Here is a 13,728-nt window from a genome sequence, read left to right on the forward strand (position 1 = left end):
TTAACCTCGCGCAGAATCGGTCGGGCGCGCCCGGCCCTTAGTAACACCCACCGGCACATCCAACGCCACTTCGATCGCCTCGCGGGCGCGGAAAATTCTCGAGCGCACAGTACCAACGGGCGTATCCATGATACGTGCGATGTCCTCGTAACTAAGACCTTCGAATTCACGCAGCGTCACAGCGACCCGTAAATCCTCTGGCAGTCCATTCAAGGTCGATTGCAAGCGTTGCTCCATCTGTTCCCGGACCAGCAACCGCTCCGGTGTCGCCAGATCGGCCAGTTCGTCAGCCGACACCAAAACATCGATATCCAGACCATCCTGGCTGGGTCGGCGCCGACTGACATCCAGATGGCTGTTGGCGCAGTTGATCGCGATCCGATACAGCCAGGAATAAAAGGCGCTATCCCCTCGAAAATTAGGCAACGCCCGATAAGCCTTGATAAAGGCTTCCTGAACAATGTCGGCCACCGCATCCTGGTCACGCAGGTAGCGCGTAATCACCGTCGCGACCCGATGCTGGTATTTCAACACCAACAAATCGAAGGCTCGCTTGTCGCCCTTGCGGGCCTTGTCGACCAGTATTTGATCGGCGTCCTGGCGCTCGGCCATGGCGCTACTCCTGAAACGCTTTCCCTATGGACGGGGTGGCGACAAAAAAGTTCAAACCGAGACCAGATTATCGGAAAGCGGCCCGGCTTGGGTATACTCCCGGTCCGCCCATTATTGCCGGAGTGGTTGCATGGCTTCCCGTCTGTCCGCTGATGTTCTGGTGATCGGTACTGGTGCCGCCGGTCTGACGCTGGCACTCAGCCTGCCTCGCCACCTCAATATTTACCTGATCTGCAAAGGCGAACTGGGTACTGGCTCCACGGCTTGGGCACAAGGGGGCGTAGCGGCGGTACTGGATAAGGTCGACTCAGTAGAGGACCACGTTGCCGATACGCTCAATGCGGGCGGCGGTTTGTGCGAACCCAAGGCGGTGCGCCATACCATTGAACGCTCTGCCAGCGCCATTCAATGGCTGATCGATCAGGGTGTCCCCTTTACCCATCAGGATGGCTCAGAGGTCGATTACCACCTGACCCGCGAAGGCGGCCACAGCCACCGGCGCATTATCCACGCTGCCGATGCCACTGGCCGTGCCATTTCCGAAACCCTGATCCGTCAGGTGCGCCAGCGCGCCAATGTGCACGTGCTGGAACATCACGTCGCGGTTGATCTGATTACCCATCGTAAGGTATTCGGACCGGACGAACAGGACGATCGCTGCCTCGGCGCTTATGTGCTCGATACCCGCAACGATCAGGTCATCACCGTTGGCGCTGGGGCCACTGTCCTGGCGTCAGGCGGCGCCAGCAAAGTCTATCTGTTTACGTCCAATCCAGACGGTGCCACCGGCGATGGCATTGCAATGGCATGGCGGGCCGGCTGCCGGGTGGTGAACATGGAATTCAATCAATTTCATCCCACCTGCCTCTATCACCCACGCGCCAAGTCGTTTTTGATTTCCGAAGCCGTGCGCGGCGAAGGCGGTCTGCTGAAACTGCCCAATGGCGAACGCTTTATGCATCGTTTTGATGAACGCGCCGAACTGGCACCGCGCGATGTTGTCGCCCGTGCCATTGACCATGAAATGAAACGCCTGGGTGCCGATCATCTGCTGCTCGACATCAGCCACAAACCGGCCGACTTTATTCGCCAGCACTTCCCCACCATCTATGAACGCTGCCTGAGCTACGGCTACGATATGACGCGCGAACCCATCCCGGTGGTGCCCGCTGCGCACTACACCTGCGGCGGCATTCGTACTGATTTGTCGGCGCGCACCGATCTTAGCGGCCTCTACGCCGCCGGTGAGTGCGCCTACACCGGTCTGCATGGCGCCAACCGACTGGCGTCGAATTCACTGCTTGAGTGCATTGTCTACGCGCGTGCTGCGGCCGATGACCTCATCGCACAGACGTTGCCGCAATTCGACGCCGATCAGCTGCCGCTGTGGGATGAATCGCGCGTATCCGATTCCGATGAGAAGGTCGTTATCAGCCACAACTGGGATGAAGTTCGGCGCTTTATGTGGGACTACGTGGGTATCGTCCGATCGGACAAACGCCTGGAGCGAGCCCGCCGTCGTGTGCATTTACTCAAGCAGGAAATTCACGATTACTACGCCAGCTTCCGCGTAAACAGCGATTTGCTGGAATTGCGTAACCTGATCGTGGTGGCGGAATTGATCATCGAATCGGCGCTATCGCGCAAAGAAAGCCGTGGCCTGCATTTTACCCGCAGCTATCCGCAGACTGGTGAGCGAGCGGAAATGACCGTCTTGTCTCCGCGCACCGATCGCGCTCAGTCGAGCTGACGCTGCGCCTGAACGGCCTTGGTGTGAATGCGAAAATAAGCGTTCAAGGCTCGCCAACTGGGGTCATCAACGCTGTCGCGCCAAATCATTAACACACGGTTTAAACCCTGGTTTTCTTGCTTCAGATGCAAACGCAGATAACAGGCTGACCGCCGACCACGGCCGTTCCAGAGATATTCATCGCCGTGGAGTTGCGCATCAAACAGCGTCAGGCGATCACCCTGCCAGCGCAGTTGCTGAGCCGGCGGGTTCTGCGGGCGAATGTGCCACAACGCCCACTGCACCGCTGCGGCAATGGCCAGGCTCAACCCGATCGGACGGTGAGCCAGCATAGCCAGAAAGGCGGCCGTCGGTGCCGGCACCCAAACCACCAGCCAAGCCAGGCGGGATGGCCGCAAGCGACACTCAATCGGGCTGAACACGATCCAGAATCTGACGGACCATGGCGGCAAGTTCAGGATCGTCAGGCTTGGATTTCTCCAAAAACCAATTGAACAAATCCTGGTCTTCGCAGGTGATCAGGCGCTGGTAAATGCGTTGCTGATCGGCACTGAGCGTTGGGTAGACGGTTTCGGTGTAAGGCACCAGCAACACATCCAGTTCCAACATGCCCCGGCGGCTGTGCCACCAAAGACGACGATGTTCCAATGCAGCTTTTTCTGTTGGTTCCACGTTTAAAAGTCCAAGCTCAGCCCAAAGAATGAATGACCCAGGCCCGATTGCGGGCCGCGCCATTGTAACAGCAAGCCAAACGAGCCGACACCGATGCGCACGCCGACACAAGAGCCTCATTTCTACCCGTTGGAGCACCTGAGCCTGATTGGCCTGCAGGGCAGCGACGCCCTGAACTTTCTGCAAGGCCAGGGCACTCAGGACTACCGCCTGTTAAACAAGACGGGCGCCCTACCCGGCGCTTTCTGCACGCCCAAAGGCCGGGCGGTCAGCAACGTCTGGAATGTGCTGGTCGAACCCGAGCCGACCCACATCAAACTGGTGCTGCACAGCACAACAGCAGCGGCCTTGCAGCAACATCTGGGCAAATACATTCCGTTCTTCCGAGGCTCACAGCTCATCGATGACCGCCTCAATTATCACGGTTTGGGCATCGCCGGTGAAGGTACCGACGAGCTGCTGAACAACTGGTTCGGCCTGGCCGCCGATAACGGTGTCTGGCTGCGCCAGGGGCATTTTGCGTTTGCACTGCCCGATGGGCGCGCCCAACTGTGGCTGGATGCCCGTGCTGATAGCTACGAAGACTGGCTGGAACGCATCGAACAACAGCACATCGAGCCAGCCACCACCTGGCAGCAACTGGACATCGCCGCCGCCCAGCCCTGGGTGCAGGCCGATCAAAGCGGGCAGTTTGTGCCGCAGATGCTGGGGCTGGAAGACGTCAGTGGCATCTCGTTTCGCAAAGGCTGTTACACCGGTCAGGAAGTGGTCGCAAGGTTGCACTACAAAGGTCAGAGCAAACGCGGTCTGATTCATCTGCGTTGGCAAGGTGACGTTACGCCCAGCAGTACCGATGTGCTCGGCGAAAAAGGTCCGGCTGGAGAATGGGTCAATTGGGTCTGCACGGATGCCGGCGGTGAAGGTCTGGCGGTGATTCGTAACATTGAAACGCCGCCACCGATGTTCGTTGATGAAGATCGTCAATGCGCGTTATCGGTGGTGTGAGACTGATCGATGTTCAGTGTTCGACCGAAACTGTTAAACTCATCCGTCCGTTGTGTTTGCAGGATGGGCGCATAAGCGATGAGCAGCCTGGTCGATACCGTCAATCAAGACATCTTGGACGCTTTAAACAGCGACCAACTGTTCCTACCCAGTTTGCCCGAAGTGGCGCTGCAAATTCGCAGCACAGCAGAAAACCCCGACGCCACCATCAAAGACCTGGTGGATATCATCAGTCAGGACAGCGCCTTGAGTGCGCGGATCATTCGGGTCGTTAACAGTCCGTTGTTGCGTGCGCCTCAGGAAGTTCGCGATCTGGCGATGGCGATCAGTCGATTGGGCATGAATTACAGCTGCAACCTGGCCATCGGCCTGGCTATGGAACAGATGTTCCGCGCCAGCAACCCTCAGATTGACCAGCGTCTGCGCCAATTGTGGCGTTTAACGGGCGATGTCTCCGCCCTGGCCTCGGTGCTGGCGCGTCACACCGGTGCTGCCAGCGCCGACGAAGCCCTACTGGCCGGGTTGATTCACCGTCTCGGTGCGCTGCCCATTCTCAGCTATACCGAATCACACCCTGAGTTGATTGCCGACGATGCCACCTTGACCCACGTTATCGATCAACTGCATGGCAGCCTGGGACAAATCATTCTGCAAAGCTGGGACTTCCCTTCCAGCTTCTGCGGTATTCCCATTGAATACCGTCAGTTTGATCGCCAACCGGCACAGAGCGACCTGGTCGACCTGGTGATGGTGGCTAACCTGATGGCGCACAACGATGGTAACAGTGGCTGGAGCAACAAAGACTGGCACACCATTGCCGCCTTTAACCGACTGGATATTCCCGCCGATCGTGACGATGAGATCATCAGTCAGTTGTATCAGCTGGCGGCCAGCGCCAGAGCCATCTTTGCTTAAGGCGAGGAATCGGCTTCCAATTGCGTCAAAATGCGCAGCGCCTCAACGCGGTCACGACCACAAAAATCGGGCTCAGCCTGAAAGGCGGCACAGGCCGCCGGTCGCTCCGGTTGGCCAAAAATGCCACAGCGATAATCCGGCAATAAGTGCGTGCAGCGCACGCCCGCCGGTTTGCCATCAGGCATACCGTAATAGGGCGTATTGATGGATGGTGCGATGCAACAGGCACCGCAGCCAGAACGGCATTCCAAAACTTTGCCTCAACAAAACACAGGAAAATGAGAGCGCACTATGCTGTACAGCCATAGCCTGGGTAAAGGCCCCAATCTGATCATTCTGCACGGCCTGTTTGGCAGCGGCGATAATTGGCGCAGTGTGGCCAAGGCGTTGTCTGAACACTACCGCGTACACTGCCTTGACCTGCCCAATCACGGCCAATCGCCCTGGACCGACGAGCTTGATTACCCCTCGTTCGCCGCCGCCGTACGCGAATGGATGAGCGCGAACGACATCGACAAAAGCCTGCTGCTGGGTCACTCCATGGGCGGTAAAACCGCCATGCAACTGGCGTTGTCAGGCGATACCGACTGGCTGCAAAAACTGGTGATTGTCGACATCGCTCCGCGCGATTACCCACCGCATCACCAGGATATTTTCGCTGCCCTGGATGCTGTTGAGCTGAACCAGCACAGCGATCGACGCAGCGTGGAAAAAGCCTTGATGGAAAACGGTGTACGCGACCTCGGCATCCGCCAATTCCTGCTCAAAAGCCTGTACCGAAACGACGACAAACAACTGGCCTGGCGTTTTAATCTGGAGCGGCTTAAAACCGGTTATAACGGTATCGCCAAAGCACCGGATTTTCAGCAGCCATACAACGGTCCGACGCTCTTCATTAAAGGCATGGACAGCCATTACATTGGCCAGGACGACCAACCCGCCATCGAAGAACGCTTTCCCAACGCCAAAGCCAAGCTCATCGAAGGCGCCGGCCATTGGCCACACGCAGAAAAACCCCGCGCTTTTATGCGCATTCTGGAAGGCTTTCTAGAAACGGCGTCCACTGACTGAACGCCTAAAAAGTTCGCGACCCACGCTGCTCTAACTGATGCAACTTATGGCGCAAACGGATTTGCCCGGCTTCATCCAGGCGCGCCTTGCCATTTCGCGGCCGGCGCCCGTACTGCTCTTGCATCTGTGCACATTCCAGACGCAGGTTTTCCAGTTCTGGGTCGTGACGAATCGGCATATCGAGAAAGAACTGCCACTGCTGGGCATCAGCCTCACCATCAAGCAAGGACGTCATCAGCGTCTGGATTGACTCCGCCGTCGGCCGGTAAACCGGCGCGCTGCCAAAGACCAACGCTAAGGCAACGCCGCCGAGCACCAGCGCTGTCACAACAAAGACCAGCAGCAGCTCGCCAATCATGCCCTACCCCAGCCAGTGCCGGGCGTTGCGGAACATGCGCAGCCAACCACCGTCTTCACGCCAGTCATCCGGTTTCCAGGAGTTGGTCACCGCCCGGAATACGCGTTCCGGGTGCGGCATCATCACGGTGGCGCGGCCATCGGCGCTGGTGAAGCCAGTCATGCCGTCGGGCGAGCCATTGGGGTTGAACGGATAGCGTTGCGTTGCACTGCCGTGGTTATCGACATATCGCAAAGCCACCAAGCCACTCTCGGCGGCCTGTTGGCGATGCGCCTCATCACGGAATTCCGCCAAACCTTCACCGTGTGCGACCGCGATCGGCAGGCGCGAACCGGCCATACCTGACAGGAACAGCGACGGTGATTCCGGAATTTCCACCATGACCGAACGCGCTTCGAACTGTTCAGAAGCATTGCGCACAAAATGGGGCCAGTGCTCGGTGCCGGGAATCAGATCGTGCAGGTTGGACATCATCTGACAGCCGTTACACACCCCCAGACTGAAGGTGTTCGGATTTTCGAAAAAAGCCTGGAAGGCGTCACGCACCCCGGCGTTAAAACGAATCGTCTTGGCCCAACCTTCACCAGCGCCCAGCACATCACCGTAAGAGAAGCCGCCACAGGCGACCAGTCCGCGGAAATCGCTAAGCTGGGTGCGCCCGGCCAACAGATCGCTCATGTGCACATCGACAGCATCAAAACCGGCGCGCTCAAAGGCCGCCGCCATTTCCACCTGACCGTTAACACCCTGCTCGCGCAGTATCGCCACCGGCGGCCGGGCGCCACCAATCAAGGGAGCGGCAATGTCATCGGACGGATCGAAGCTGAGATCAACATGCAGACCCGGGTCATTGGCATCGAGCCAGCGGTCATATTCCTGTTGCGCGCAGTCGGCGTTGTCGCGCAGCGCCTGGATGCGATAGCTGGTTTCATTCCACAAGCGCAGCAAGTCGGTACGGGCTTTGACCAGCACTTCGTCGTCTTCGACCACAAAGCGCACAAAATCGTCATCGTTGCAGTGACCAATAACGGTGCTGCATTCACCCAGTCCGGCGGCCGTCAGTTGTTGCAGAACGGTCTCGGTCTGTTCACGGCGAACCTGAATCACCGCGCCCAGCTCTTCACTGAATAAAGCGGCAGCGTGGTCGCCATCGCTGACCCGGCCCAGATCAATATCGATCCCGGTGCGCCCGGCAAAGGCCATTTCCGCCAACGTCGTGAACAAACCACCGTCGGAGCGGTCGTGATAGGCCAGCAACAAACCGTCGCTGATCAGCCCCTGCATCACGGCCCAAAAGGCTTTCAAATCTTCTGGATCGTCCAGATCGACGGGCACATCCCCAACCTTGCGATACACCTGCGCCAGCGCTGAACCGCCCAAACGATTCTGACCACGGCCGAGGTCGATCAAAATCAAATCGGTGTCGCTCTGATCGGTGCGCAATTGCGGTGTGACGGTGCGACGCACATCGGTCACCGGCGCCATGCCCGAGACAATCAGACTCAAGGGCGCGGTTACCGCCTTAGTACGACCGTTTTCTTCCCAGGTGGTGCGCATCGACATGGAGTCTTTGCCGACCGGAATGGTCAAATCCAACGCCGGACACAGTTCGAGACCAACGGCTTTGACGGTGTCGTACAACGCCTGGTCTTCACCCGGATGTCCGGCAGCCGCCATCCAGTTAGCGGACAAACGCACCTGGCTCATGTCACCAATGGCGACGGAAGCCAGGTTGGTGAGCACTTCGGCAACCGCCAGACGACCGGAAGCCGGGGCATCCAGCAAGGCCACGGGTGTGCGTTCACCCATCGACATGGCTTCACCGGTATAGCTGTCGTAACTGCTGGTGGTCACAGCGGCGTTAGCGACTGGAATCTGCCACGGGCCGACCATCTGATCGCGCGCCACCTGACCGGTAATGGAGCGGTCACCGATGGTGATCAGGAAGCTCTTACTGGCCACCGACGGTAACCGCAGCACGCGCTCGGCGGCGTCATTAAGGTCGAGGCCTTTGCTGTTGAAACTGTCGCGTTCGAAGTCCGCGCGTTCAAATGAACGCTCCATACGCGGTGGCTTGCCCAGCAGAATGTTCAGCGGCATTTCAATCGGCGTTTCACCAAAGTGGCGATCGGTGACCATCAGGCGACGATCGGCCGTGGCTTCACCGATGACCGCAAACGGGCAGCGCTCGCGCGCGCACAAGGCTTCAAATTGATCGAGTTTTTCTGGCGTTACCGCCAATACATAGCGTTCCTGACTTTCGTTACACCAGATCGCCAACGGCGACATACCGGGTTCGTCATTGGGTATGTCACGCAGCTCGAAACGACCACCTCGGCCACCGTCATTCACCAGTTCCGGAAAGGCATTCGACAAGCCACCGGCGCCGACATCGTGAATAAAGGCGATGGGGTTATCGGCACCCAGCTGCCAGCAACGGTCGATCACCTCCTGACAGCGGCGCTCCATTTCCGGATTGCCGCGCTGTACAGAGGCAAAGTCCAGATCTTCGTTACCTTCGGCCGAATCGACGGAGGACGCGGCACCGCCGCCCAGACCAATCTGCATGGCGGGCCCACCGAGCACGATCAGTTGCGCGCCCTCAGGAATGGCGTCCCAAGCTTTGTCGACATGATCTTCGCGAATATTGCCGTAACCGCCAGCGATCATTATCGGCTTGTGATAACCACGAACTTCGGTGCCCGCGACGCCCGGTGCTGTGATTTCCAGCGTCCGGAAATAACCGAGCAGGTTGGGACGACCAAATTCGTTGTTAAAGGCCGCCGCGCCCAACGGACCATCGATCATGATGTCGAGCGCCGACACAATCCGACCGGGCTTACCGTACTGGCTTTCCCAGGGCTGGACAAAGCCAGGAATGTTCAGATCGGAGACGCTGAAACCGGCCAAACCCGCCTTAGGTTTACCCCCGGTTCCGGTAGCGCCTTCATCGCGAATTTCACCACCGGCGCCCGTCGCCGCACCGGCAAAGGGAGCAATGGCAGTCGGGTGGTTGTGGGTTTCCACTTTAAAGAGGATGTGGATGTTTTCTTCGTGGTAGCGGTAATGATGGTCGGCATCGGGGTAAAAACGCCCGGCTTTAAACCCTTCCACAACTGACGCGTTGTCTTTATAAGCCGACAGCACGCCGTGGCTGTTGTGCTCGTAGGTGTTCTTAATCATCTTGAACAGCGACCATGGCTGTTCTTCACCATCAATGGTCCAGGTGGCGTTGAAAATTTTGTGGCGGCAGTGCTCGGAGTTGGCCTGGGCGAACATCATCAGTTCAACGTCGGTCGGGTCACGCTCCAGGCCGAGGTAGGCATCCACGAGATAATCGATTTCATCGTCAGCGAGCGCCAGCCCCAGTGCCTGATTCGCGTTAACCAAAGCGTCACGTCCACCGCTTTGCACAGCAACACGACCCAGGGCGGCGGGCGCCTGGATGCCAAACAGCATCTGGGCTTCCGGTTCGTCCAGCAGCAAACTTTCGGTCATGCGGTCATGCAACACCGCCCCCACGGCAAGGCGTTCCTCGTCACTCAATTCCGACTGAGTGACCAGACGGTACTCAATACCGCGCTCCAGTCGTTTTACCGAATGCAGGCCGGCGTTATGGGCAATATCGGTCGCTTTGGTGGACCAGGGCGACAGCGTTCCCAAACGCGGTATTACCCACAGCGCCGGGCCGTCCACATCCTGCTGCTCGCTGCTTGGACCATAGTGCAGCAAGGCTTCTAATACGCTGTGTTGCTGCACATCTAACGGCTGCGACAGGTCAGCGAAATGTCGGTACTCGGCATAAAGATCGGTGATTTTATCCGCCAACGCGGGCGCCAAAGCGGTGCGAAAGCGTTCCAGCAAACGCTGGCGGCGAAATGACGAAAGGGCTGGGGTTCCACGTAGTGTCAGCATGACAGGACGGCCTGTTCGTAAGGGGGGAGAAAAACGGCGCGTATAGTAGCGGAAAAGCAGCTAGAATGGCAGCGTCGTACCACCTCTGGCCGATGATGTTTCTATGGTCTTTTTCTGGTCAAATCCTGTCCGCAACAGCCTGCGCCTGGCCCTGATCGCCCTGCCGGTTCTATTGGTTGTGTGGCTTCTGTTGCACGGACTGCAATGGCGTAATCACTGGGAACGCGTTCAAGCGCGTGGCTCGCTGGTGGTCGCTGTTCGAGAAAGCGAAGGCATCTATTGGCCTGAGGATCAGCGATATGTGGGCCTGGAACACGACCTGCTGGAACAACTGGCCGATGATCTGAACGTCAACGTCCAGCTGTTTTCGGTAACCGATACCGCCGATCTTTACCGCGCTCTCGCCAGTGGTGCCGTCGATCTCGCACTGCCCGGCACAACCCTGACCGACGCTCATCAATTCATTGCCGGCACGCCCTATCTGAATTCGCGTGTCGGCCTGGTGCGTGCCATGGGGCGGCGCGATGAACGACCGACCACCAACCGAGTTGCCCTCCTCGATCCCTTTGCCCACGACTGGGTACTGGCGCAGCTGAGCGAATCCAACAACGCCGAGTTGGCGCCGCAAGGCAGTGAATCGGCCGCGGAACTGATGACTCGCATTGAGCTAGGCGAACTGGAGATGGCGGTCATGGATCGGCGCGATTTCCTGGTGCAACGCCCTTTCTTTCCTAACCAGTGGTTCAGCCCACTGAATGATCAACCCCGGCCGATCAGTCCATTGTTTCGTGATCAAACCGACCATTCGCTGATTGATCGAGTCAACAATGCCATTACGGCGTTGAGTGAAAACGGTCGGCTGAATCGCCTACAAGATCGACATCTAGGCCACACCGCCGACTTCGACTACGTCGGTAACGTCACTTTCGAGCGCCACATGCGAACGCGCTTGCCAAACTTCGAGCAAAGCTTCCGCGCCCAGGCGGATGCGACCGGCCTGGATTGGCGCTTACTGGCATCGGTGGGGTATCAAGAAAGTCACTGGCGGCCGAACGCCGTCTCGCCCACTGGGGTTCGCGGCATCATGATGGTGACCTTGCAAACAGCCAGAGACATGGGCATCAGCAACCGACTGGACCCGGACCAGAGTATTGAAGCCGGCAGTCGCTTTTTAGCCCTGATCAAATCGCGGTTACCAGAGCGTATTTCCGAACCGGATCGGACGTGGATGGCCCTGGCGGCCTACAACGTAGGGCCTGGTCACCTTGAAGATGCTCGGCGCATTACCGAAACCCAGGATGGCGACCCCGATTCCTGGATCGACGTTCGTCAGCATCTGCCAAAACTGGCGCTAAAGGCCTGGTATCCCTGGACCGAACACGGTTATGCGCGCGGACACGAGCCGGTGGTCTATGTCGCCAACATCCGGCGTTATTACAACCTGATGCGCCGCGCCTATCCTCAGGCAACCGAGCACAGTGGTGGGCAGCCACTGAACACCTTGCCGATGCCCGGGCTGCCCGTCGAGCCGGTCTTTTAGACGGCTACAATCGCAACTGGAATCCGAGCTGGCCGAGCAAGCTTTCCTGCTCAGGCTCCCAGCGGACTTCAAAAAAGTTGCTCACATTGACGCTGTACAGTTGCTCAAAACCGAGCGTCCAATAATCTTCACCACCGGGTGTCTCATCACGACCGTAGGCAACACGGGATACAATCTGGCTGACTTGATAGTCCAGACCAATGTCCCAGGCCAACGGGTCCTCGCGGAACAAATAGCTGGCTGACAACGCCCAAGGACCATCCGCCCAACGCATGGCAACGCCAAAGCGACCGGCATCGTCCACCTCATCCTGATGATAACTCAGACTGGCCTGGCCTTCGGCCGTATACAAACCGGTCACCACCGTCCAGGCGGACAGGGTGTCTTCCGCTTCGGCTTCCTTCAATTGCCATTCGGCGGAAAAAAAACCGGCTTCGCGACTGTTAAGGTCTAGCTGAATCAGCCGGTCCGCATAGTTTTCCAGGTGCTGACCAACCGCAGAGCTGTTATCGCCCGCGCCTTGCATCAGATTCACCGGTTCAGCCAGGTAGCGATGCTCGAGCGTTGCGGCCCGACCAGCGCGGACCTGATAGAGCACTTGCTCAATACTCAAGTAAAATTGTCGAGCCTCGGCGGTGTCAGCCAGCGGATCCACATTCGCCTCAGCCACACCGAGGTAACGAGTCCCGTTAATTTCCTCGACGGCTTCAAGACCCAGCCAGGACTGAGCGGTCGACAATGACCACTTACCATCGCGCTCGGCGGTTTCCTGATAATCACCCTGAACCTGAAATTGCCCGGTGAAGCGACTGTCTGTTGCCTGGGCCAACGCCGGAACAACGGCGGCGGCGACCGCTAAATAAACACCACTGCGCATCATCAATTAAACACCACTGTTTTATTACCATGGACCAATACCCGGCCCTCCAGATGCCAGCGCAAACCACGCGCCAACACCGTTCGTTCACAATCCTTGCCCAGTCGCACCATGTCGTCGATGCGATCACGGTGTGTCACTCGGACCACGTCCTGATCGATGATCGGGCCGGCGTCCAGCTCTTCTGTGACATAGTGACAGGTTGCACCGATCAGCTTAACGCCTCGCTCATGGGCCTGATGATAAGGCCGGGCACCGATAAAGGAGGGTAAGAAGCTGTGGTGAATATTAATAATTCGATAGGGCAGCTTGCCGCACAATGCCGGTGGCAAAATCTGCATGTAGCGCGCCAGCACCACAGTATCGGCCTGATACTGTTCGATCAGCCGTTCGACTTCCGCAAAATGCGGGGTTTTGTCGGCTGGATCGACCGGCACATGGTGGAAGTTGATACCGTGCCATTCCACCAGGCTGCGCAAATCATCGTGATTGGAAATCACACAAGGAATATCGCAATCCAGATCACCACTGTGCCAGCGGTTGAGAATGTCCGCCAAACAATGGCTGTCGCGACTGGCCATCAACACCACCTGCGGCTTGATGGCCGAATCGGTGATGCGCCATTGCATATTCAGACCGTCGGCAATCGGCGCAAAAACTTCTGCCAGCGTATCCGCGCCGAAGGGCAAAGAGCTGGCTTTGATCTCATTGCGCATGAAAAACCAGCCTTGTTCCAGGTCGGCATGATGGTTGGCTTCCATGATGCTGCCATTGTATTGCGCCAGAAAATTACTGACCCGGGCAACAATGCCAACCCGGTCCGGACAGGACATCACCAGCCGATACACACCTTCCATTAACTGCTACTCCAAGGGCTTGAATCTACAGGAAAAAAGCTATTTTAACCGCCTGGGTGATGATATATGATGTGCCCTCTTTTGACGACTGCGGCCAATTTTTGAACAGCGGCCCAGCCCCTTGGAACGCCCTTGCGCAGGGTCACCAAGCGACAG

The 13,728-nt window shown here is 57.9% G+C and carries 13 protein-coding genes; 5 read left to right on the forward strand and 8 right to left on the reverse strand.

All coding sequences use genetic code 11. The features are described from left to right. Positions 1-612, reverse strand: coding sequence for an RNA polymerase sigma factor RpoE (rpoE, locus tag BGP77_RS00340; protein WP_108162745.1), 612 nt, complete (start codon positions 610-612; stop codon positions 1-3). A gap of 130 nt (positions 613-742) precedes the next feature. On the opposite strand from rpoE, the gene nadB reads away from it, so the two are divergent. Beyond that, complete coding sequence (gene nadB / locus BGP77_RS00345; RefSeq protein WP_108162746.1) at positions 743-2,362, forward strand: L-aspartate oxidase; 1,620 nt, start codon at positions 743-745, stop codon at positions 2,360-2,362. On the opposite strand, the gene BGP77_RS00350 is transcribed toward nadB, so the two are convergent. Beyond that, positions 2,350-2,760, reverse strand: a complete 411-nt coding sequence (locus BGP77_RS00350) for a protein YgfX (RefSeq protein WP_108162747.1) — start codon at positions 2,758-2,760, stop codon at positions 2,350-2,352. The two genes, nadB and BGP77_RS00350, sit on opposite strands and share 13 nt — an antisense overlap. A 7-nt stretch (positions 2,761-2,767) precedes the next feature. Then, positions 2,768-3,034 carry a succinate dehydrogenase assembly factor 2 gene (locus BGP77_RS18155; RefSeq protein ID WP_255414333.1) on the reverse strand — a complete coding sequence of 89 codons (267 nt, stop codon included), beginning with the start codon at positions 3,032-3,034 and terminating at the stop codon, positions 2,768-2,770. Positions 3,035-3,127: 93 nt separating this feature from the next. Between BGP77_RS18155 and BGP77_RS00360 the strand changes: the two genes are divergently transcribed. Further along, positions 3,128-4,039 carry a folate-binding protein YgfZ gene (locus BGP77_RS00360; protein WP_108162749.1) on the forward strand — a complete coding sequence of 304 codons (912 nt, stop codon included), beginning with the start codon at positions 3,128-3,130 and terminating at the stop codon, positions 4,037-4,039. A gap of 78 nt (positions 4,040-4,117) precedes the next feature. Beyond that, entirely contained in the window at positions 4,118-4,954 is an 837-nt protein-coding gene (locus BGP77_RS00365; protein WP_108162750.1) for an HDOD domain-containing protein, read from the forward strand. Here BGP77_RS00365 and BGP77_RS00370 read toward each other — a convergent pair. Continuing rightward, a complete protein-coding gene (locus tag BGP77_RS00370) occupies positions 4,951-5,205 on the reverse strand; it encodes a YkgJ family cysteine cluster protein (RefSeq protein ID WP_108162751.1) in 255 nt (84 codons plus the stop codon). The two genes, BGP77_RS00365 and BGP77_RS00370, sit on opposite strands and share 4 nt — an antisense overlap. A gap of 40 nt (positions 5,206-5,245) precedes the next feature. Between BGP77_RS00370 and BGP77_RS00375 the strand changes: the two genes are divergently transcribed. Further along, positions 5,246-6,025: an alpha/beta fold hydrolase gene (locus tag BGP77_RS00375; RefSeq protein WP_108162752.1), complete on the forward strand. Its 780-nt coding sequence runs from the start codon at positions 5,246-5,248 to the stop codon at positions 6,023-6,025. 4 nt (positions 6,026-6,029) lie between these two features. Here BGP77_RS00375 and BGP77_RS00380 read toward each other — a convergent pair whose 3' ends face one another. Beyond that, the gene (locus tag BGP77_RS00380) at positions 6,030-6,383 is read right to left on the reverse strand and encodes a hypothetical protein (RefSeq protein WP_108162753.1); all 354 of its coding nucleotides are present in this window, start codon (positions 6,381-6,383) and stop codon (positions 6,030-6,032) included. 3 nt (positions 6,384-6,386) lie between these two features. Then, positions 6,387-10,298, reverse strand: coding sequence for a phosphoribosylformylglycinamidine synthase (gene purL, locus BGP77_RS00385; RefSeq protein WP_108162754.1), 3,912 nt, complete (start codon positions 10,296-10,298; stop codon positions 6,387-6,389). 103 nt (positions 10,299-10,401) lie between these two features. On the opposite strand from purL, the gene mltF reads away from it, so the two are divergent. After that, positions 10,402-11,838, forward strand: a complete 1,437-nt coding sequence (gene mltF, locus BGP77_RS00390; RefSeq protein WP_108162755.1) for a membrane-bound lytic murein transglycosylase MltF — start codon at positions 10,402-10,404, stop codon at positions 11,836-11,838. Positions 11,839-11,842: 4 nt separating this feature from the next. On the opposite strand, the gene BGP77_RS00395 is transcribed toward mltF, so the two are convergent. Continuing rightward, positions 11,843-12,718 (reverse strand): porin, encoded by an 876-nt coding sequence (locus tag BGP77_RS00395; RefSeq protein ID WP_108162756.1) that lies wholly within the window; start codon positions 12,716-12,718, stop codon positions 11,843-11,845. Further along, positions 12,718-13,572 carry a formyltetrahydrofolate deformylase gene (gene purU, locus BGP77_RS00400; protein ID WP_108162757.1) on the reverse strand — a complete coding sequence of 285 codons (855 nt, stop codon included), beginning with the start codon at positions 13,570-13,572 and terminating at the stop codon, positions 12,718-12,720. Before purU ends, BGP77_RS00395 begins: the two co-directional genes overlap by 1 nt. Positions 13,573-13,728 lie beyond the last annotated feature (156 nt).

Origin of the sequence: Saccharospirillum sp. MSK14-1 (assembly GCF_003054965.1) — a bacterium.
Lineage (GTDB): Bacteria > Pseudomonadota > Gammaproteobacteria > Pseudomonadales > Natronospirillaceae > Saccharospirillum.